Source organism: Hahella sp. HNIBRBA332, from assembly GCF_030719035.1.
In the GTDB taxonomy this organism is placed as follows: domain Bacteria; phylum Pseudomonadota; class Gammaproteobacteria; order Pseudomonadales; family Oleiphilaceae; genus Hahella.
The window spans coordinates 1708059-1730964 of sequence record NZ_CP132203.1 but is presented as its reverse complement, the minus strand read 5'-3'; the positions used below and the strand labels follow the sequence as shown (position 1 = coordinate 1730964).

Below are 22906 nucleotides of genomic sequence, written 5' to 3'. Positions count from 1 at the left end.
TCTAGAAAGAGGAGCCGTACCCTTCAGTTATCTGGCGTTTCACGTTCTGACATACATCCCTGCCCTTCTCTGCGGCTTTCTTAGCAGAAGTATGGTTGCAAAATTTTCTATCATTGGTGTAGGAGCAGCTTGCATACTGACATCATCAGTTCTTGAAATGTCACTACTCTATACGGACCTAAGAGATGATTCAGATGAAGTCTACATTGCTTCTTACTTAGTAAGAGTATGTGTAGGCGTTATAGGTTTAGTCACGGCTTTATTGTACGATTTTTTCGTATTATTTAAGAACCTTTATAGCCAAAAGGGAAAAGTGTGAAAAATACAGTCGTCAAAATATTCACGGCAACAATAATTTCAGTACTCAGCATTAGCGCGTGTCTGGCAGACATAGAAAAAGTGAACATATCAAAAATAACCAGAGACAATGTGAACAGCTTTGATAGTGATGGATGGGCGCCACTTCATAGGTTGATGGACTCATGCAAGTATCTAGTGCATATCAATAGAGATGAAAAAGAAGAGTGCGAAGATAATACAAATAAATTATTAGAGTTAGGAGCAAATCCTAACATGCTGAGTAAAAATAAGTATAAAATATCACCACTAGCCATTGCCATGGTCAGAAGTGATCATCTTGTAAACTTAACAAAAACAATGCTGAATCGCGACGTTGACATACATTCAAAACAATACAGGGGTTCAACTCTCTTAGGATTAATTGTGAGATATGGCGAGTACGAAATATTTAAGACATTACTAAAAAAAGGGTTAGATGTTAACAGCATTGCCTGGAAGAGTGGCGAGGCTGAAAAGTCAATCATTGAATATGGAATAATGAACCGTGTTGCAAGTGTTAAAGTTAAAGCAGATAGAGGCATCTTTTTAATAATAAAAGAAGCGCTAGCCAATGGGGCAAAAATGAGCTATGAAGGCAAGATAAACCGAACATTATCTCATGCCATATTAAGCAATGACAGCGAAGTAGTAGACCTGCTTTTATCACACAATATAGACATGACCGAATACGACTACTTACATTATTCGATAAGAGTCAAGTCAGACATCAAGATAGTCAATATTTTACTTTCGAAAAGTATCGAACTTGGTTTGTTTTCAGATAAAAAGAGACAGCTTTATCTGAGCACAGCCATAGAGATGCGCAACACCAGTCTGGCCAAGCTATTTTCTGGAGAGCACTAGGGAACCTCTGCATAACCCATAGTTACCTGGGTTTCTATGTTCGGCTCACACCAGTCCGCCTGCCCTTTTGGCTAGAGAGCAATTTTTAAAGTATACAGTCAAAGAGTATTATACAGGCATTCATAAAACGTAATTTGGAAAATACATGAACTACATTTTAGAAGACCTAACTCCTGAAAGTTGCATAAGAGTTCAAGATGACCTGCGCGATAATTGGCCCGAGCATTTACTAGATACAGCTCACAAAAGAGGAGCCAAACCAGGAATTAGTTTTGAGTACGCGACGCCCTATGGCGATATATGTCATTTAAGTTCCTGGGCAATAGATCGAAACAGAAACTATTACGCAATAGAGATTTCCTATGTACTCGGTGTAAATCGGGTTCTCTTATATTTAGATGGAGAAAAATACCTCCTCGAAACCGAATATCAGACTCGCACCCTTAAACCGCTGGCAATCGAAGACAGCGAGAAGAAGAATTGGGTTAAGTCTGAAGCAATTAAAGCCTTAAGTGTGCTTAATCGTGGGATGTATTATTTCGATGAATAATGGTATTGGTGAGGCAAAACTTTAGGCATTAATCACGACCAACTCTTCGGAATTTCTTTGCGTCTTTTCTTATCTCGCAAATAAACCAATAATTTTCTGCGCCAGAGAATAGCCGAAATCAAAGCGAATACCAGGGCATAAAACAACACTCCAAGGACTGATAGATGAATGAAAGAGAAATATATGAGAACTGCAGCTTCTTTACGGCATTTCCAGATGCTGATGAATTTTTCGCATCTGAAACTGAAAAAGACTTGCTCCTCCCTGTAGGAATTTATCACTTAGAAGAAAGCGACGGAAAATATGACATCCTTTTGGCGATCCCTATCGGTGATGATGAAGGGTTAATAGGCGTCGATAATTTTGGAGAAACATGCGGTGAAACTTGGCTCACCTATACCCAAAGAGATGGCAGATGGTCATTGGACTGCTCGCCAAGCGACCTGCTTCCCTTTGATCTCGTTTTAAGTGAAGCCAAAATAAAATTTAACCAAAGAAGAGACGAGTTTTTAGAAAGTGGCCATATCTGTCACAAAAACGGGGTGCCTGGGCATAAGATGCTTTTCAATAAAGGTGATGAAACAACCAACTATTGCAACTGGTATAATAAATTGAAGAAGCATGTTAGAAATAAGCTTTCCGAAATACCAGGCAATAAAAATGGAAATGAAAAGCTAGTTTCTCTATATAGTGATGATGGAAATGAGTACACTTATCTTGGATTCGTTGAAGCGGGAGTGTATGCAGGTCTACTCGCTCAAGCCCATTTCTTTTTTTGCGCAAACTTAAAACGAGTATTAGTCATTCATGACTTCACATAAGAAGCTCACTTTTCTTAATATAAATGAGACTGACGCTAGCGTTCACACATACTGAAGGCAATATAGCTATTCAAATAGCCACCAGCTTCCAATATTTAATAACGTTACCATTGAGGCAAACGTGAGTAATCAAGTCCTAAACACAATAGCCACTTTTCCCTCCATCATGCAAATAATATTGCTTGAGCGCCCAATAGACTTACCAATTACGGAACTTGAGAAATTATTAAGAGATAAAATAGGCAACCCAAACATAACAGTCCATGGCACAGAAAACGCTAGTGATGGGCTCATTATAATGTGGAATGAGCGCCCATATACTGTCTTATCCATTGACCAACCAGTTCCTTCGAGCACTTTCAATACGGCATTGCAGACAAGCTATAACTTGGTAAATGGAGAGCAGTTAGTTAGTAACCATAAAGCTCATCTGATCATATCGCCAGGACTGTCGACTGATGACCAATTACAGGCAATCTTTTCAGCTTTGTGTGTAATGACGATAACTGACTTACTAGCTCAATGCGCGACTCCATTAGCATTCTACTGGCCCTGTTCTGATATGTTGGAAGACAGAGAACAATATGCAATGACGATTAGCAGTGCAGACAAAGCAATGGCGGATTTCAATGATCACGGCCCCATCGCATTGTACGGGCTACCAATTCCCTACTTGACTGGTATTCGATTTTTTTCTCTGGAAGAGAAAAACAAAGTTGGAGCAGTTACGCAAGGACTTGAGGCTTTATCAGGATTTGAAATCCAAATCGACCCATTTGAATGCAAACCCTCCGAGGTCGCCAAGCACTTATACTGCATGGTCGGTTATGTCCTGGCTAACGGACCTATCTTCGTTGAAGGTAACACTATCGGCATAGAAGGATCAAAACCGTTTAGTATGCGTAGAATTCCCGCCAATGATTCGCAGCCAGATGTTTGGGCGATGAAAATGGAAACTATGAATTAATTAAAACAGACTGTATGAATTCAAATCATGTTTTATAGATTTTTGTCGAAGCTGGCGACGCAAGATCGTTTGGAAGCATTCCCTGTTCCTCGCCCCGGAAGCGACGCCAAAGAGCGCTGGGGAGTGGGATTAATACATTACGAGAGAAAATTTACCCCCACCCCAGGAGTCTTTCAGCAGCTTGGCGTAAATTTTTTTCAAGCGCCGCTTTTATCTGATCGTCCAATCATCGCCTGCTTACGTTTTCACCAAGGAAAAGAGGTGGAACCAATACCGGATTTGTGGGGTGTTGGTGGTTACCTATTTATCTCCGAGCGAGCAAAAACTGTGATCGAAAGTATAGACACAATGGAGCATGAGTACTTTCCCGTGCAATTGCTCAACCACAAGGAAGAGCCAGTTGCTCCTGAACAAGCTTATTACTGGTTTAATGAGCGACGCTTTCTAACTATTACGCCGTCTAATCGAGTAGCCACAGCTGCTGAGCTTGGTTTTTATCCTATACCAAGGGAAGAAGACTTTATGGCCAGGGTTAAGGACTCCCCTACGTTAAGGGAGCAGTTGGGACAAGTCCCTTTGTGGCGACATTGCATAGCTGATATTGATCAACGGCATTTGAAAGCACGCACAGTCCTTTACTTAAATCAAAACCTAATAGATGCATTTCATATAAAGGGTATTAATGGCATGGATCTATACAGCGAAAAGTATGGCAAGGGAGAGGAGTCTTTGTGCGCTATTTGAAACCATAAAAGAGCAATAGCCAAATACAAATCTAAGGTCGAAACGCAATGATTTACAGACTTGAAATAGACTTCAATAACCTACCAGAAAGAATATATTTTTCTGCTGAAAAACCAATACCTTTTAAAATGGATAGACGACCAGGACCCAGCGAGTATAAATATAGCTTTGAAGAATTCACCTCCAGCGAATGCCATCATTGTAAACTTTATAAAGCGCCTTTACTTGCTGAATGGCGAATAAACGTTCCTATTGAAACAAACGTAACAGAAAAAGACATACCAGACATATTAGTGCTAATTGATCACATATATGTATCAGATAAAGTTAAATTATTAATCGAAAAAATTGATCCTTTTGGCCATCAATTTTGGCCTATTGAAATTTTAGGAGAAAATGGAAAAAATGTTACAGATACGCCTTTTTATCATATGAATATGCGCCGATACTTGACGATTACTAATCACCATAAATCACTAATGGATGTGGATTTTTCCCCTTCCCTGCAAGAGAAGGAATTTATTCCTTCTATTCAACATAACGCCTCCATCCGTGAGTTCATAGAGCTACTTCCTCTCTGGAAGCACATAGACCAAGCCTATGCAGTAGACTCTGCTCTATATATTAACGAAACTATGTTTAATACTTTAAAATCAAACGGTGTAACTGGGATCAATGAATTTACTGAGCCCTATGGGAAACAGGGAGAGATGGTAGCGCATATCTAATGTGCTTGTTAGTGGTAGTGGAAAAAATTTATGGCATAATTTAGAGAACCTCTGCATAACCCATAGTTACCTGGGTTTCCATGTTCGGCTCACACCAGTCCGCCTGCCCTTTTGGCCAGAGAACAATTTTTAAAGCATACAGTCAAAGAATATTATACAAGCATTCATAAAACGTAATTTGGAAAAATAAATGAGCTACATTTTAGAACGCCTAACCCCTGATGACTGCATAAGAGTTCAAGATGACCTGCGCGATGATTGGCCCAATCATTGGCCCGACCATTTACTAGAGACAGCGAGACTGTAATTTAATTTGTGTATCTGCCTATCACTAGTACCCTATAGCGGGGTTAAGGATAGGTAGACAATGAACCAGAAAGAATTAGAAGCATTTGCCCGTGAGGCAGCCAAATCTCTGAAAACAGAAAAGGATCTCAACGAGTTCCGTCAGATGCTCACCAAGGCGACCGTGGAAGCCGCGCTCAATGCAGAGCTGGATGTGCATCTGGGATACGAGAAACATCAATCTTCAAATTCAGACAATAGCCGTAACGGCTATTCCAGCAAGACCCTCCGTACCGAGGACGGTCAGTTTGAAGTTAATACTCCCAGAGATCGTCAGGGCAGCTTTGAGCCTCTACTGGTCAAGAAGCAGCAGACCCGCTTCACCACCATGGACGACAAGATTCTCAGCCTCTACGCCAAAGGCATGAGCACCCGAGAGATCGTGGCCACCTTTAAGGAAATGTATGGCGCGGATGTCTCTCCCACCTTAATCTCCAAAGTCACGGATGCCGTGATTGAGCGGGTGGTGGAATGGCAGTCTCGTCCTCTGGATGCGGTTTATCCCATCGTATACCTGGACTGTATTGTGGTGAAGATCCGCCAGGATAAGCAGGTGATCAACAAGGCGATCTATCTTGCCTTGGGAGTGAATCTGGAAGGTCACAAAGAACTGTTAGGGATGTGGATCTCTGAAACCGAAGGGGCGAAGTTCTGGCTTAATGTGCTGACCGAGTTACAGAACCGGGGCGTGAAGGACATTCTGATCGCCTGTGTGGATGGTCTGAAGGGTTTCCCCGAAGCGATCAATACCGTGTATCCCCAAACCCGGATACAGCTCTGTATCGTGCACATGGTGCGCAATGCGGTGAAGTATGTGCCATGGAAAGACTATAAGCCGGTCACAACAGATCTGAAGCGGATCTACCAATCGGCCACCGAAGAGGAAGCCCTCTCAGAGCTGGACAAATTTGCCGAACGATGGGATGAGAAATATCCCCAGATCAGCCGATCCTGGCGGCTTCACTGGGAGAATCTCAACACTCTGTTCCGCTACCCGGAAGACATTCGCAGGGCCATCTACACGACCAATGCCATTGAGTCCCTTAACAGCGTCATTAGGAAAGTGATCAAGAAACGGAAGCTGTTCCCCACGGATGATTCCGCGAGAAAGGTGGTGTATCTGGCGATCATGGATGCGTCGAAGAAATGGACGATGCCGATCAGGAATTGGAAGTCAGCGCTGAACCGATTTATGATCGAGTTCGAAGATCGCTTAACGGAGTATCTTTAATAACCAGGCAGATACACAGAATTATTTACAGGGTCGAGACAGCTCACAAAAGAGGAGCTAAACCAGGAATTAGTTTTGAGTACGCGACGCCCTATGGCGATATATGTCATTTAAACCCCTGGGTTATAGATCGAAAAAAAAATCATTACGCAACAGAGATTTCCTATGTACTCGGCGTAGGCAGGGTTCTCTTATATTTAGATGGTGAAAAATACCTCCTAGAAACCGAATATCAGACCCGCACCCTTAAACCGCTAGCAATCGAAGACAACGAGGAAAATAATTGGGTTAAGTCTGAAGCAATTAAAGCCTTAAGAGTGCTTAATCGTGGGAAGTATTATTTCAAGGATAATAAATAATGGTCAAGGGCTGTAAATTCTCTATACCTATCGTTGTATATTTCTCTCTGGCGTGATTACTTGACACTAGCACAACAGTGCAATCTCCTTCAAGAGTCAAAGTGAACATACCCCCCCAAAATAAACACTTCAATTCAAAAATTTAAAAACCATTCAATCATGAGAAAAATATTATTCTTAAAATTAACAGCCTTATTATTTTTATTATCAGGCTGTAGCAAAGAAGAAATCGATGATAAAATATTTGAGCAAAAAATATCCCCCCTTGGCGAAGGGAAGAATTATTTACACGTAAAAATTCCTTACGATTACGTATCAGATTATAAACTATATTCGGATGGTAGTTCTATAATCACTCTTAAATTCAAAATATCAGACATGCAGCCAGCAAAACAAGAGCATATCAAGGAGGACAACAACATAATATCGTTAACTTTAAAGAATGATTACTCAAAAAGGAACGAGTATAACTTAAATAGATTAACTGAAATCGGCAACATAGATCATGGACTTCGTCATTACAAGAGGTTTGGCTGTGATATGAAAAAATACTCCAAAGATTTGTTCGATCAACTCGGCTGCACAGAATACAACGACACCGATTACTTTATACCAATCGAAGGAAAAAACTCCAAGATACGTATTATAAGCTGTAACAAAGTTTGTACTGCAGACTCAACATATGAGAACTTCAACATTAGTTTCTCGTTCGGAAAGGCCATGCTAAGCAAGTGGAACAACGTAGAAGAATCAATTTTAAAATTTACGCACATATTTGTAACTACTGGCATCAACACCTCAGAAAGTGATTTCAAATAATGCAAGCAGTCCGAAAACCAATATCAGGAAACGAAACAGTCACGTCAACTAATAAAGTGAACCAGCTGTTAAGCTATAAAACCAGAGTCAATAAATACATATAAAGCAAATCATAAATCCTTTTTATATTAAATATGATAGTTATGAACGAGATAATCATATATTCAGACTGCGAGTTTTTCACCGCCTTCCCTGATCCTGAAAAAGTATTTTCTTCCGAGCTAGAAAAGCGTCTCCTCCTACCTCTTGGCATTTATAAACTTGGGGGAAATATAGAGAGCGATGTGTTGCTTGCGATTCCACTAGGAAATGAAGAAGGTCTTTTAGGTATAAACAACATAGGCGGCAATTGTGGGGAGCTTTGGTTGACATACACAAATAGAAATGGCAAGTGGTCTGTAGATTGCACTGAAAGTGACCTCCATTCCTTCGAGCATTTCTCGGAGGTAGCGAGAGAGATGTTCCAAGAAACTAAAGAGTCATTCAAAAGAGATGGATACATAACATCTTTAGGCGATATAAGCTCGAAGCTTCCACTTTTCCATGCCGGAGGTAACATAACCAGCTTTTCAAACTGCTTCTGCGAAATACAGGACAGTTTCTCTCACAGTCTTTTTGACATTCCTGGCAACGAAGACAGCCTCAATAAATATGTTCGGTTTTTTGACAAAAGCGAAAATGAATACATATACATAGGATTTTCAGAGGGCATAAACTACTCCCATAGATACATGCCAAACTTTCATTTTTTCTACAAAAAAGAAACCAAAACTGCTCTTGTTATTTCAGAGTTCTGATACGCTTTACAATGTGAGCGCCACTACTAGCGAGCCATGCTTAGAAGCGCCCTCTTTGAAAGCTATTGGATGAACAGCAGCCAAACTTCTGGGCTTATGCCACCCTATAAAACTCCATTTGGGCTTGCTCTACGAAGAAGATGTTTCGCCCTTAGCCAGCCGAACCATGGAATGCAAAGGTACTGAATGCATATGCTCAAAGATCGTCGCCAATAATGCTCGGGATGAAGGTGATAACACTTTGTCCCTGCGTTGCATGAGGAAGACTTTCCTGTTTATCTCTGGCTTAAGTTGGGAGAACTTCATGGATACAGCGTCATAGTGCGACGCCCCTAAAGCAGACAGCACAGCAACACCGACTCCAGACCGGGCCAATGCCAGTTGTTGAGCCAGGCTCGAAACCTCAATTCCGATACTCATCCATGCCACCACATCCGAGCCGTTGACGCTAAGCAAATGATGAATACTGGTATCGTTACTTTCCTTAAGCAAAGGCAGGCTGGCTAGATCACAGGCATCCACGTCAGCCCCAAGCTTGTACTCGGAGGGATCGGCAAGCAACCCCAGAGGAGCGCTTAACAACGGGGTGCACAACAGCGCTCCAGTGTTTCCAACAGGGGTGCCAATACCGAAGTCCACTTCACTATTATCAACCCGTCGGGTAATCCCCTGACTGTTGTCATTGATGATCCTGACACGCACCCTTGGAAAGCTTTGGGCGAACACCTTAAGCACGGCTGGAAGCACTGTGCAGCCAAATGCCTCACCCACCGCCAGACTAACCGAACCCTGCTGTCCTGTCGCTTCCCCTCGCACCATATCTATCGCAGCAGTCATATCGTTGAGAAGCCGCTGGGCGACCGGCAGAAACCTTTCGCCTTCCATGGTCAGATTAATTCTGCGGGTTGTGCGCTGAAACAGGGTGACGCCGAGCTGGCTTTCAAGCTCCTTCAGAGCCCGTGTCAACGCCGGCTGGCTGATGTGCAGGATTTCACTTGCCCGAGAGACATTACAATAAGCGGCAGTGGTAACGAACATCTGGAGATGACGCTGAGATAGATTCATAACTCTTAATTATTAATCAGCTCAATTAATGCATTAGACATCACTCAAGCTGATTTTTAAAGTGGTGACGTCACTATTGGAGCTTGTATCGGAGCCGCGCCATGAAACTATCCCACTTTCTTTTTGCCATGCTATATACCTACGCCGTCCTTTCCCTGCAGGCGGAAGCCAAAACACCACAAGGAGAAGTAAAGGGGCATGCAAGCGCTCACGACGCCGTTTCATCCCGTAAGGCGATAAGCAACGCTCAGATAGCGCTGCCTGGCAGCGTCACTGGCGGCGATATCTATCTGGGTTTATTAAAAAATGCGCCAAAGCTTTTGGAGAAAAAGGTTCCCGTGGTGGTACTCCTGCATGGTTCCTCAGGTCTGGGTTTGCAAGCTATTGGTCAATGGCAACAGTGGCTGGCTGGCCTGGGAATCGCCAGTCTCGCCCCCGACTCTTTCGCCCTGCCAGATAGACTGACCTATAAGTCGCCGGTCAGTAAGGATATCTACGAGAAAATCCATGCCCTGCGCAGCTCTGAAATCAATCTGGCCATTCAGGCGTTGAAGACGATTCCCTGGGCGGACAATCAACGCCTGGCACTGGCGGGCGCCAGTGAAGGATCGGTTGCGGTAGCCCGTTATAGCGGCGAGGCATTCGCAGGACGAATTATCTTTTCGTGGAGTTGCGAGAATAACTACTTTGTGGCTTCTCCCGATACCGCTGTGCTCGACGGGCGTCCCATCATTAACGTCATCAGCGCCAGCGACCCTTACTTCTCTTCCGCCAATGAATGGCTCGGAAATGCGTCCGCCAAGGGAAATTGTATAGAGGCTTTCAAAGGGCGCGCTAACGCCAGCGTCGTATTAATACCCGATGCGCCCCACACCCTGCTTAACCTGCCTATGGCCAGGCAACCGGTAGCCGCTTTTCTGGAGAATCTTTTCAGGCTCTAAGGTTCGTCACGATGGGCACGGCTCACGCCAGGTCGATGAGCCGATGTCAGGGCTTCCGCGTTGTGCTTGTCGCAGTATCTTGTTGGGGGATTTTAAGGTTCGGAGTTTCCTGACTGGTCCTAGTTCACCTCTGTTGAGAGGTTTACTCGCTTAACAGGGTTTCTATCATTGGTGGGTAGGATCAACATGGACACTCTGGTCAAGAAAACACTTACAGATACAGGCCTATGTGGGCATATCTCTCACACTTCGCCGGGCACATAAAAAGTTACGCCACTGTTCCTAATTTTCAGTGGCCGGACTGCCTGAAAGATGTAAAATACGCCCTTATTTCTCGCCTGCCTTAAGGGAATATCACACTAATCATGAAGACAACCTATCTCCGCCGCCGCTGGGCCTTTTTCCCGTCACCATCCTGGGCAATGCCCCCTGATTCAGAGTGCAAAAATTCCGCCGCAAGCAAGAGCTGTTAACGCCTTAATACTTACGACGGCTCTCTGTAACCGAATAAATCTGTCGCTACATCGTGTTATAACATGCATAAGTCAGCAGGCTTCGTTTTTCCACCTTACCTGAGCCTACGTTACATTTTTATGGAGAAGAGAATAGTAGCCGATCATGTATAGCCACATCACCGACCAGCAGACAAGTTTCCTTAACACCAACGAGAAGAAATGCAGCTAGAGCCCTTTTACCCAAAGAGAAAAATCAACTGGCCTAGATAAGTTGCAAAATGCGGCAACCCACATTATTGAAACACCTGTCTGCCCATACATTTCTGAGACAGACAATACTATAGAAACACTCATCAAACGTAATTTGGAAAAATATATGAGCTACATTTTAGAAGACCTAACCCCTGAGAGTTGCATAAGAGTTCAAGATGACCTGTGCGATGATTGGCCCAATCATTGGCCCGACCATTTACTAGAGACAGTTCACAAAAGAGGAGCTAAACCAGGAATTAGTTTTGAGTACGCGACGCCCTACGGCGATATATGTCATTTAAGTTCCTGGGCAATAGATCGAAACAGAAACTATTACGCAATAGAGATTTCCTATGTACTCGGCGTAAACCGGGTTCTTTTATATTTAGATGGTGAAAAATATCTTTTAGAGACAGAGTACCAAACACGCATACTGAAGCCAATACCTATCGAAGACCCCCTAAAAAAAGAAAAAGTTACACATGAAGCTAAAGAAGCTTTAGACGTACTAAATTACGGAATGTATTATTTCAAGGAAGACATTTAATGGCGACCACCTTTGAGTATTCCATCGAAAAAATAAAAGAAAGAACAAAAGACGTTATAAACAAAGTTGAAGGGGTAAAACCTTATACAATTGAAGAATTAAAACAAATATTAGAAAATACAAGTGGTGATCTTTTAAATCCCGGCGGAAAAGGTAACACCCCTTATATTCTTTATAGTGGAGCCCTACCAAATGGGACAGAAGCTTTCCAGGTGGCTAAAGCTATTAATAAGTCAAAAAATGGAATAGTTATAGCTGAAAGCCAAGTCGGCAAGCTTATGAACAGCTCTGAATTCAAGCTCGCCATTGAGATGGCGCTTAAATACCAGATAACTATAAACTCGCCAGATGGACCTAACCCGTTCATCAAACGCAGGGAGATGTCAAAGGCACAAGGCGCTATCTTCGATAATGAGTTGCGGATAGCCGAGCTCGGAACAGATCCCAGTACAGGTATGCGAGCTAGCAACAATTCGTTTTGGGATATTGCTTCTAGACGATTTATAGAAGACGCAAAAGGAAATTTCTCACTCATACTTCCTGATCTGCCAAAAGAAACCAGTGTTTTCTCCGTCACAGAAATTCATGCATTAATAGATAAGTTTGATAAGACGGGCGTTAGCTTCAAGATCGACGGCATACCTGTAGAAGAACTATCTAAGCTTTCCAAACTGAGAGGAATTGATGCAGTCTCAGCAGCCATGGTCTCTCAATCAATTTCCATCAATGCGGCAGCGGGATTATTTACCAATGTAACGCCAGGCCCTGTCTTTAACATCCGTCATATATTCCATCGTGCGGATCTATTAAAGAAAGCAGAATTAATCGGAGATAACTTTGAATACAAAATAGTAGATGGAATTATTGAAATAGTACCCAAACCAGGTGTGCCAATTAGTAGTTTCAGCTTTTTCAATCCAGACCAAAAGAAGTTTTTTGATGATTTCATCAAGGCTACATCAACTGAAATTACTTCATTAATATCCACTAATAAAAAGGTTCTGCTGGATGTTGGTGCTGGCACCTTAAAAGCTCTTGGTCCAGCTTTTTTTGCCCTGGATCTTCTGCTTACGTCTAATGAAGCGGAAGCTGCCGCAGAGAAAGGCGATATGGCGGCGGCCCGGGACATTATGGAAAACTGGGCAGCGGAAACAATAGGCTCCGAAATTGGGTCTATCGCCGGGATGATGGCGGCTGGAATGTTCCTGGGCTTTGTCGGAGTGACTTCAGCCCCCCTATTAGCAGTCGTCGGTTTTGGAGCGGCTATTGCTGGCGGTTATTTCGGCGGAGCAACAGCTGGCGCCTATTTCCAGGACTTTAAAGATAAAGCGGATGATGAAACGTTAGACATGATTCATGCCGTTTCTGAAGGTATTTTTGGATATTCAGAAAGTCCTGATGACCTTATTTCCAAGCTTCCGCCCCCAGATAAACTGCTGGAATACCACAGCTTAGATGAGTTCCAACTGGGGGGCGAGTCTGGCTCACAAAAATACAACCCGGACGCAATCGCTGAGGCGGCCAAGCATGATATTGCATGGCGCTATGCTCTCCGTAAGCTTAACCCTTTCGCTATTAGCAATGCTGACTATGATCAACATAATACGAACGGTGAGCTAGATCTCTTTGATCCGGCCACAGGCATGGGGAGCATGTCTGAAGAGTGGATTCGATGTAGATCACTATTCCTATCCTTCGAGACAATGAAAAGAGATGGTCTGGAAATTAATGGGATTACAAAAGAATCTTATCAGTTTGTTGATGGATTAAACCCAGATATTTACGAGTACACATTAAATGTCTCAGGAACAGATTTAGGAGCGCCAATCAAAATAATTTTTGGTAGCGATAATGGCGAGATCATAGAAGGAGGCATCAACGATGACAAGCTGTTCGGAGACGGCGGAAATGACGTTATTACAGGCGACTTTGGTAACGACTACATTGAAGGAAATGACGGGCAGGATACATTAGAAGGCGGAGAAGGAAATGATCGTCTTTGGGGAGGAGCTGGTGATGACACCTATATCTATACCATGGGCGATGGTCAAGACATCATACTAGACTTGCAAGGAAATAATAAAATAACGCTTAAAAAGAGCGCATCGGACTCAGGGAAGGTCATTAGTGAAATTACGCGGGTCACATCGGGCACTAATATCTTTGAAGATGAAGACGGTAACACTTACCTTCTGAGCGACACCAAACAGCTCTTCATTACTATGAAAGGCGACACTAGCGGCGGCTCGATTTTTATTTGTTATTTCGACCCGAATGACCCTAATTTAAATTTTGGTATTTCTATAAAAGAGCCGGAAGATAACGCGCCTCCTTCCGCCTCAGGAGCGTATAACGTCAATACAGGCGAAATCCTCCGACCCGGAACCACTTCCACCATCATCAAAACCACATGGGAAGCGCGTGACGGCTTGGCATATCAGGATGAGATCAATAAATCCGGTCTGATATTTAAAGCGGAAGACGCGACCAAGCTGTGGGACTACGCTAATGGCAAAGACCATAATGGCGCCTCGCTGCCGAAGTGGAAAAAAGGCAAGCCCGATAGCGGTTACGTGTTCTTTTTTGAGGGCACGGACAAACAAGACGCATTTTATGGCGGTTATCAGTCCGGCGACTTTTTCTATGGCCGCGCAGGCGATGACTTTATGGACGGAGCCCTTGGCGCAGACGTCCTGGAAGGCGGTCATGGCAACGACCATATTCTGGGCGGTGACGGCAATGACTGGATTTGGGGGAACTCGGGGCAACGCCTATATGACGACCTAGGAACCCCATCTCCCAACTACGAGAAAGAAGACGCCTCCTCCAGCGATTACATTGACGCAGGCGATGGCGACGACTGGGTGTCAGGAGATGAAGGCGACGACGAGATACTGGGCGGCGCAGGCAATGACATCCTCAGCGGCGGAAGCGGCAGCGATATTATTATTGGCGGCATAGGTAATGACTTCATCGCAGGCGATAGCCGCAATGAATATAAAGTCCTTTCTTCCAGCAATCAGGCCGAAGTCAATCGTGATGATTACATCACCGAGAGAGAGGCTGGCGTTAACTATGACGACACCTTATCCGGCGGCGGCGATAATGATCGCATTTTTGGAGAAATTGGTTCTGACGTCATTGACGGCGGCGCTGGCGACGACACCCTATGGGGCGACCGAGGCGTGTTGGAAGGCGCTCCTGACCTAGATCCTACCCTGCATGGCGATGACGTCATCTACGGCGGTGCAGGTAAAGATATTATTGTTGGACATGGCGGTAATGACACCTTAGACGGGGGTGCGGACGCGGATGAGATTTCAGGGGACGGCGTAGACCTGGCAGGTCAGTTTCATGGCGATGACGTCATCCATGGCGGAGACGGAGATAACATCCTCTACGGCGATGGCGGTAACGACACGATCTACGGCGGAGCGAATAAAGATCTCATCTGGGGCGACAGCGATGATCTCGCTGGAGAGTTTCATGGTGACGACATCATTGACGCTGGCGAAGGCGAAGGTCAACAAATCGTGGGCGGCGGTGGAAACGACAGGATCAAGGGCGGCGGCGGAAAGGATATCATCTGGGCGGACGCCGCTTACAATCTGGTCGCCGTCACGGAATACGGACTGTCATTCTCAAAACCAACCACGTCGAAGTTGGACACGGCTTACCATGGAAACGACACCGTCAATGCCGGCGGAGGCTCAGACCTTATTGTCGGCGGCGCCGGAAACGACAAGCTTTATGGTGAAGACGGCGACGACGCCATTTATGGCGTGGAAGGCGACAATCTAATGGATGGCGGCGCAGGCCAGGACTTCCTGTACGGTGGCGTAGGCAATGACATTCTGTTAGGGGGCTACGACAAAGATGTCCTCATCGGCGGAGAAGGCAATGACACGCTGGACGGCGGTAAGGGGGATGACTTCCTGGCCGGCGGCGACGGCGTAGATACCTATGTGTTCAGAATTGGCGACGGTGGCGCGCAGATCATGGACACGGGACTCAATTACATCAAGTTCGCAGGCATCTATCTCGGGTCCGCCATTAAGGTTACGCAGGATGGGAGTAATGCCACTCTTCATTATGGCGCTGACGACTTCGTTGTCATGCCAATTGATACCTTTAAAAACAGCAAGCTCCTTCTAGCGAATGACTCTGACGCGAAGGCGACGTTCCAGGCTCCAGAGTCCAGTGGCGGGCTGTCCGGCACAAGTGGCGCGGATACCATCGAGTTAGGCGATAGCGCTACCGTAATAGACTTCATTGAGGGTAACGCCGGGAACGATACAATCACGGCCGGCGCCAAAGTCATCACCCTTTCAGGAGGAGACGGCGATGACGTTATTTCGAGTACGGCGGCGCACAATGTGACGATGCGTGGCGGTCAAGGCGATGATACCTTCTACGCCGGCGATGGAGAACGGGATATCTATGGGGACGAAGGCGACGATGTATTTTATGCAGGGAAAGGGCGTGCGTCTTTTTACGGAGGATCAGGCAACAACACGTACCACCTCTCAACGGAGTCCAGCAGTAATACGAATATAAAAATTAGCTACCAGAACGGTACGGAATATAGCGATAAAGTGGTTATTGCTGGAGAGGTAGCGTTAGATGACGTGCTTGTACGAAGAGATCATCTGAATTTGGGGGTGTGGTATGACGGAGGAGATGGGAAAGGGTTTAATATTTACATGACTGAATTTTTCTCCGACGGAGGAAGGTTTGTCGACGACGACTTCACAATTCATTTTGAGGAAGTTGGAGTAACCTGGAATGCTGCAGATATCCAAACTTTGGCGCTTAAGGCCAGCCATGATAATGACAGGATTGATGGTTTTTATACCAATGATACTATCGATGGACAGGACGGCGACGACATTATCTGGGGAGATGAAGGCGACGATACCTTAGCAGGCGGGGACGGAGAAGACCGCCTAGAAGGAGGACGCGGCTCGGATGTGTTGATTGGCGGAGCCGGGAACGACAGTTTATGGGGCGGAGAAGGAAACGACACCTATATCTATCAGCTGGGCGATGGCGAAGACAGTATTGACAGTCAACGCGGAAGACTTGGATACACAGAACAAGACTACGACGAAATCATCATAAAAGGGGAGATCAGCCTTCAGGATGTTGTGTACAACCGATACGCCTTTGCGAATAGCACCGGGCTCAAAATCAGCTTTAGAAACTCGCCTAATGACGCCATTACCATCAATGAGTTCTACAGTCATGCGCTGGAAGGCTACGGTAGTTTAAACTTTTTAACCGAGTATAAAATCACCTTTGAAGAAGCAGGCGTCACCTACTCCTATTCAGACCTGCTAACGCTGGCCGCTCAGGGAAATGAGTACGACCAGGGCATCAGCGGCGGAACGGGTGATGATACGCTGGACGGAAAAGCCGGAAACGACCTGCTATACGGACAGGAGGGCAATGACGAGCTGAGGGGCGGCGAAGGCAATGACAAGCTGTATGGCGAAGAGGGGGACGACCGCCTCTTTGGCGACGATGGCAACGACTACCTCTCCGGCGCTGAGGGTAACGACGCACTAAGTGGCGGTTCAGGCAATGACAGCCTTGTTGGCGGCGCTGGCGACGATACGTACTACTACGCCAGAGGTGACGGCAGCGATTGGATTTATGACTCGTCCGCCGACAGCAACAAGCTGATAATCTCTGAAGACATCCTTAAACACGACCTGTGGTTCCAAAAATCAGGCAATCACTTGGTTATCCATGTATTGGGCCTGGCTGGCGACACCATCCATGTCTCTAACTGGTTTGCTTCCAGCAATGCGCCATTATCGGCTATTGAGGCGGCGGGACAAACGCTTACTCGCAGCCAAGTGGACCAATTGATCGGTTATATGTCGGAGTATCCAGCCCCTGTAGACGGCAGGCCTAGCCTTACCGAGGCGCAACTCAATGCGGTTCATGCCGCCATGGACGCGATTTGGGCCGGTTCCAGCATTCCAACAAATAACGCCCCTGTGCTGGTTGGCTCAATCACGGATCAGGTGGTCCAAGAAAACGCCAGCTTTGAGCTGGATGTTTCAAATGGCGTATTTGCCGACAGTGATGGGGATATTCTCAGCTACAGCGTGGCCCTGAGCAATGGCCAGCCGTTGCCGGAATGGCTGCATTTTGATGGCGCTAAGCTTCGTGGCGTTCCGAGCAATGGCATGGAGGGCGACTACGCGATGACTGTTACGGCCTCGGATGGCAGAGAGAGCGTCAGTACCGATTTTACGCTGACTGCAGTCAATATCAATGATGCGCCTATCGTCACAGCGGAGTTAAGTCCAATTGTCGCGCAAAGAGGCAAGGAGTTGAGCTTTGCGATTCCGGCAGGCAGCTTTATCGATCCAGACCAGAATGATGCTTTAACCTACTCTGTTTCCCTTAAAGAAGGCGGGCTTCTCCCTGAATGGCTTGTTTTTGACCCTGAGACGCAAACCTTCAGAGGAACACCAGCCGAGCCTGGCGACTACGACATCAAGGTGACGGCTAGAGACAAGGCAGGCGCATCCACTGACGCCCTATTAACCTTGACGGTTGAACCCGGACCAGTAGACCCCGCCAACCATGAATTCCGACTACCGGAGAACAATCGAATTGCCACGATTGGCGAAGCTGATCTCGCTGGCGACTGGACGCTGGAAGTGCTGGTCAAACAAGGCCAAGTTACAGACGGCGCATCAGTGCTGCTTAATTCCTCCAAGAACGCTATCAGTCTGACCCAATGGAACGGAGGCGGAAAGATGGGTCTGACCGTCTACGGCAAGACCGCCTACACCTTCGACTATGTCGCGCCAGTGGACCAATGGGTCCGGCTGACACTGATAAGGAAGGGCCCGGTAACATCTCTGCTTGTCAATGGCAGTTTGAGACATGTCCGTGATGGCGCCATCAACCTTCCTTTATCCACGCTTGGCAAAAACAATAGCACCGCCGACTTGGACGCCAGCCTGGGCGAAGTGCGGGTTTGGAACTACGCCAAAGAATACGAGGATGCGGCTATCGCCTGGGACACGCCGCTTAACGGCGCAGAGACAGGCTTGTACCTCTGGTACGACTTCCGCGAAGGTGAAGGTATGACCATTCATGACCAAAGCGGTAATGGTCGCCACGCAGCACTGGACTCCAGCAATACCACCAGCGTATGGGGCGAGGTCATTCCAGGGACGGGCTACGATACGCCAAGTGAAGTCTCCAACCACACCCCCACCCTCAGCGCCGCCTTAAACGATGTTCAGACAAGGGTTGGCGAGGCATTGAACTTTAACGTGCCTGCAGGAAGCTTCACAGATGTGGATGAAGGCGACGCACTCAGTTACTCGGCGACGCTGGCGGATGGCGCCACATTGCCGGAGTGGCTCAGCTTTGATGAAGCAACTCACACCTTCAGTGGCGCGCCATCTCGCTCTGGCAACTTTGATATTAAGGTGACAGCGACAGACAACGCTGGCGCATCGACATCTGATATCTTTGCTTTGTTTGTTGCGCCAGAAGAGACAGTCGCTGGAAACCCCTTCAATCACGAGTTCAAACTGCCAGCCACCAACAAACAAGCCAACATCGGCGAGTTAGACCTGAGTGGTGATTGGACGCTGGAGATGCTGGTGAAACGCGCGCCAGATGAAGACGGCGCGTCGATCTTGCTGAACTCAGCTGGCGCTTCCATACGCCTGACGCAATGGAATGGCGGCGGGAATATGGGCATTACTGCATATGGCAAAGGCGACTATAAGTTCAACTACGCCGCACCTATTGGCGAGTGGGTGCAACTGACGCTGGTGCGCGAAGGCAATCAAACACATTTATATGAAAATGGCGAGCTGAAAGACACCTTGGCGCTCGGCGTCGACCTGCCTCTCTCAACGCTTTCGAAAAACAGTAGTGTCGGCGATCTCGAAGGCAGTCTGGGCGACATAAGAGTATGGAGCTATGCAAAACATGCTGAAGAGGTCTTAATTGGCGTAAACGATAAAGTCCCTGGCCAAGACAACAGTCTGCATCTCTGGTACGACTTCCGTGAAGGCGAAGGGACGGTCATTCATGATCAAAGCGGTAACGGTCGCCACGCAACACTGGACTCCAGCAATACTACCGGCGTGTGGGGCGACGTCATACCCGGAACAGGAGGCGATGAACCGGTTGAAAAGCCCAACCACGCCCCTACCCTCAGCGCTGCATTAATCGATGTCGAGACAAAGGCTGGCGAGGTATTGAGCTTTGGCGTACCTGCGGGAAGCTTCACAGATGTGGACGAAGGCGACGCGCTCAGTTACTCAGCAACGCTGGCGGATGGAACTCCATTGCCGGAGTGGCTCAGTTTTGACGCAACGACGCAAACCTTCAGCGGCGCGCCAAGTAGCGCAAGCGATCTTGAAATCAAAGTGACAGCCACGGACAACACAGGAGCGAGCGCCGAGGATGTGTTCGCCTTGACGGTGTCGCCTGCTCCCACAGCTTCGGAAGACCCGTTTAATCATGAGTTCAAGCTGCCATCCACCAACAGACAAGCCAACATTGGCGAGTCAGACTTGAGTGGTGATTGGACGCTGGAGATGTTGGTGAAACGGGCGCCTGATGAAGACGGCGCGTCAATCCTGCTGAACTCCGCTGGAGCCTCCATACGGCTGACGCAATGGAATGGTGGAGGCAATATGGGCATTACTGCATACGGCAAAGGCGACTATAAGTTCAACTACGCCGCCCCTATCGGCGAATGGGTGCAACTGACGCTGGTGCGCGAAGGCAATCAAACCCATTTGTATGAAAATGGCGAGCTGAAAGACACCCTGGCGCTCGGCGTCGATCTGCCTCTAGCCTCTCTTTCGAAGAACAGCTCGGTTGCAGACCTGGAAGGAAGTTTCGGCGACCTGCGCGTCTGGAATTACGCCAAGGATGCCGAAGCGGTAGCGTCGAGCTGGAGCGCAACGATTTCCGGCAACGAAAGCGGCCTGCACCTCTGGTACGACTTCCGCGAAGGCGAAGGAACTACCGTGCATGACCAAAGCGGCCATGGCCGCGATGCGGTCCTGGCTTCCGGCAATACCACTGGCGTATGGGGAGACGTGATTCCTGGCACAGGCGGGGCTACCATGGCGGCGTTCACTATGTCGGATTGGCCGGAACCGGTTCTGGCGGATGATTCAGGCATGGGGCATAAGGTTGAAGCCTTAGTCAGCGCCATGGCGGCGTTTGATGCGCCATCGGGCGGTGAAATCCTGCTTCCACACGACCCGCACAATCAGCCGAGCGTGACCATAGCGGCGGCTTGGTAAGCCTTGTCGTCCGTTATCTAACTCTATCTCAGGCCGTCTTCTAGACGGCCTTTTTTGCCCAAAGTGAGAGCAATAAGGCCAAGGCTAAATTTTTAATTTCGCGGGTGTAAAAAAAGACTTAGGGGTGCGGTGTTGGTTGCTCAGATATCAGAGATTTGACCCACCCCCCTCCAAATTTTTGTCATCTGATCACTTTTTGACCTCGCACCATTCCGGCAGGTCAGGTACACCGATGGCCTACCTTCAATGGCAATATGTATAAATTCAATCCCATAGGTCGCCATCACATTGAAAGCAGAGGGCTTACTCACCACTCCATATATTTCATCGTTAGAAGCCACTCTCCACGACCCGATTTGATAGAGTGGGAAATTCACTGAGTGTTACAGTGATTGATCTTTATACCTGACAGAAGTTGACAGGTATCGTCTCTATAATTCCCTCAGAGTTTGCTTGTGACAATAACTAAACTACGCTCAATGCACCTTGGAGCCCATTCATATCTGAGCTACGTTTATTGTCAAAGCTAGTTGTGTTCTGCCTAAAAGCTAATGAGTACATAAAAAGGGGACAATAATGATTGATCATTTTTCAATATGTGTAACTAACTTCAATGAAAGCCTCGCCTGGTATAGAGCGGCTCTTGAGCCGCTAGGTTATGAGGTTAAATCAGACGCAGACTATGGTGTTCGCGTTGCTGGACTTGGAGAAGTGAAAGCTCAGCATGGAGAACTGTATTTAATTGAGGCCAAGGAAAAAGGCGCCTGTGACCCACGCCCCCACTTTTGCTTTAAAGCAAGCAGCGAAGAGAAAGTGAGAGCTTTTTACGCAGCGGCTATAGCGGCTGGCGGAACAGATAATGGAGCGCCAGGCTACAGGGAAGAGCATGACTACTTTGCCGCCTTTGTTTACGACCCTGATGGCTATAACGTCGAAGCCGCCTATTATGGTGCAGAGTAGTAGCTATTGAGTTAAGTTCTCTTCTCGGCAAACACTACTCCGTCGCTATGAAAGCGCCTACAGCTGGTTGATTACGGCGAGCTTTGCGCAAAAACCTAAGGGGTCAGACACCAGATAACTGTCTTCAGCAACATTGGGTTTGATTGAGTATTGACAGTCGTTCCATTCCCCCATAACATACAGACCGTTCTGTTTGTTATGGGTTAAGTAAAATGACAAGACGCCGACAATTCACCTTAGAGAACTTCATTTCTTCAGCCAGGAAAATTATCCAAGAGCAAGGCCCGAGTAAATTGACCTTTGATGCCGTCGGTAAGGACTTGGGGTGTAGTCGCGGGGCAATCACTCACAACTTCCCCACGAAGCGGGATCTGGTAGTCGCCATCGTCGATGACATGTTCATGAAGACAAGGGAGCTGGTCGAACAGGAAATAGAGAAAGCCAAAGACGTACCTTTTCCAGTACTAACGGGCATGATTCTGGCAATTGCAGATGAGTCAAAAAAGATGAATGACTTCTCGCAAGGTATCTTCCAAGCGGCTGTGGCGGAAGAACCACCAATTACTGAACCTTTTACGCGCTTTTATCGCGATTACTGGGCTCGTATTGCGGAAGAGGCGAAAGATCCTATCAGAGCTCTATCATTGTGGACCGCAATTGAGGGCTTGATTCTTATGGACAGTTATCCTGAGCCGGCATATTCAGAAAAACAGCGCAGAGAACTTGTCACCTATCTGCTTAAAGAGGCAAGTAAGGACTAATTATTAACATGGCAATGATATTGACATGTTGATAACTAAGCACATGGATACGTCTG

At 46.7% G+C, this 22906-nt stretch carries 16 protein-coding genes; 14 read left to right on the top strand and 2 right to left on the bottom strand.

Features of this window, described 5'->3' with window-relative positions; all coding sequences use genetic code 11:
- The first annotated feature begins 315 nt into the window (after positions 1-315).
- From O5O45_RS08100 to O5O45_RS08060, 9 genes are all read left to right on the top strand, one after another.
- Positions 316-1203: a hypothetical protein gene (locus O5O45_RS08100; RefSeq protein WP_305904711.1), complete on the top strand. Its 888-nt coding sequence runs from the start codon at positions 316-318 to the stop codon at positions 1201-1203.
- A 145-nt stretch (positions 1204-1348) separates the two neighbouring features.
- Entirely contained in the window at positions 1349-1753 is a 405-nt protein-coding gene (locus O5O45_RS08095; protein ID WP_305904710.1) for a hypothetical protein, read from the top strand.
- Positions 1754-1917: 164 nt separating this feature from the next.
- A complete protein-coding gene (locus tag O5O45_RS08090) occupies positions 1918-2574 on the top strand; it encodes a hypothetical protein (protein ID WP_305904709.1) in 657 nt (218 codons plus the stop codon).
- Between the two features lie 121 nt (positions 2575-2695).
- Positions 2696-3541, top strand: a complete 846-nt coding sequence (locus tag O5O45_RS08085) for a DUF4261 domain-containing protein (RefSeq protein ID WP_305904708.1) — start codon at positions 2696-2698, stop codon at positions 3539-3541.
- Positions 3542-3568: 27 nt separating this feature from the next.
- Positions 3569-4285, top strand: coding sequence for an imm11 family protein (locus O5O45_RS08080; protein ID WP_305904707.1), 717 nt, complete (start codon positions 3569-3571; stop codon positions 4283-4285).
- A gap of 47 nt (positions 4286-4332) precedes the next feature.
- On the top strand, positions 4333-5013 hold the full coding sequence (locus O5O45_RS08075) for an imm11 family protein (protein WP_305904706.1): 681 nt from the start codon (positions 4333-4335) through the stop codon (positions 5011-5013).
- 367 nt (positions 5014-5380) lie between these two features.
- On the top strand, positions 5381-6589 hold the full coding sequence (locus O5O45_RS08070) for an IS256 family transposase (protein ID WP_305900391.1): 1209 nt from the start codon (positions 5381-5383) through the stop codon (positions 6587-6589).
- Between the two features lie 518 nt (positions 6590-7107).
- On the top strand, positions 7108-7767 hold the full coding sequence (locus tag O5O45_RS08065; protein WP_305904705.1) for a hypothetical protein: 660 nt from the start codon (positions 7108-7110) through the stop codon (positions 7765-7767).
- A gap of 143 nt (positions 7768-7910) precedes the next feature.
- The gene (locus tag O5O45_RS08060) at positions 7911-8564 is read left to right on the top strand and encodes a hypothetical protein (RefSeq protein ID WP_305904704.1); all 654 of its coding nucleotides are present in this window, start codon (positions 7911-7913) and stop codon (positions 8562-8564) included.
- A 129-nt stretch (positions 8565-8693) separates the two neighbouring features.
- On the opposite strand, the gene O5O45_RS08055 is transcribed toward O5O45_RS08060, so the two are convergent.
- Positions 8694-9602: a LysR family transcriptional regulator gene (locus O5O45_RS08055; protein ID WP_305904703.1), complete on the bottom strand. Its 909-nt coding sequence runs from the start codon at positions 9600-9602 to the stop codon at positions 8694-8696.
- A gap of 128 nt (positions 9603-9730) precedes the next feature.
- Between O5O45_RS08055 and O5O45_RS08050 the strand changes: the two genes are divergently transcribed.
- Positions 9731-10570, top strand: a complete 840-nt coding sequence (locus tag O5O45_RS08050) for a dienelactone hydrolase family protein (RefSeq protein ID WP_305904702.1) — start codon at positions 9731-9733, stop codon at positions 10568-10570.
- Positions 10571-11401: 831 nt separating this feature from the next.
- Complete coding sequence (locus tag O5O45_RS08045; RefSeq protein ID WP_305904701.1) at positions 11402-11824, top strand: hypothetical protein; 423 nt, start codon at positions 11402-11404, stop codon at positions 11822-11824.
- Positions 11825-12605: 781 nt separating this feature from the next.
- Here the strand turns inward: O5O45_RS08045 and O5O45_RS08040 are convergent.
- Positions 12606-12953, bottom strand: coding sequence for a hypothetical protein (locus tag O5O45_RS08040; RefSeq protein WP_305904700.1), 348 nt, complete (start codon positions 12951-12953; stop codon positions 12606-12608).
- Position 12954: 1 nt separating this feature from the next.
- Between O5O45_RS08040 and O5O45_RS08035 the strand changes: the two genes are divergently transcribed.
- The 3 genes from O5O45_RS08035 to O5O45_RS08025 all read left to right on the top strand — a co-directional run bounded on the left by O5O45_RS08035 (position 12955) and on the right by O5O45_RS08025 (position 22850).
- Positions 12955-21129, top strand: coding sequence for a putative Ig domain-containing protein (locus O5O45_RS08035; protein WP_305904699.1), 8175 nt, complete (start codon positions 12955-12957; stop codon positions 21127-21129).
- Positions 21130-21705: 576 nt separating this feature from the next.
- Positions 21706-22089, top strand: coding sequence for a VOC family protein (locus tag O5O45_RS08030; protein WP_305904698.1), 384 nt, complete (start codon positions 21706-21708; stop codon positions 22087-22089).
- A gap of 212 nt (positions 22090-22301) precedes the next feature.
- Positions 22302-22850, top strand: coding sequence for a TetR/AcrR family transcriptional regulator (locus O5O45_RS08025; RefSeq protein WP_305904697.1), 549 nt, complete (start codon positions 22302-22304; stop codon positions 22848-22850).
- Positions 22851-22906: the final 56 nt, after the last annotated feature.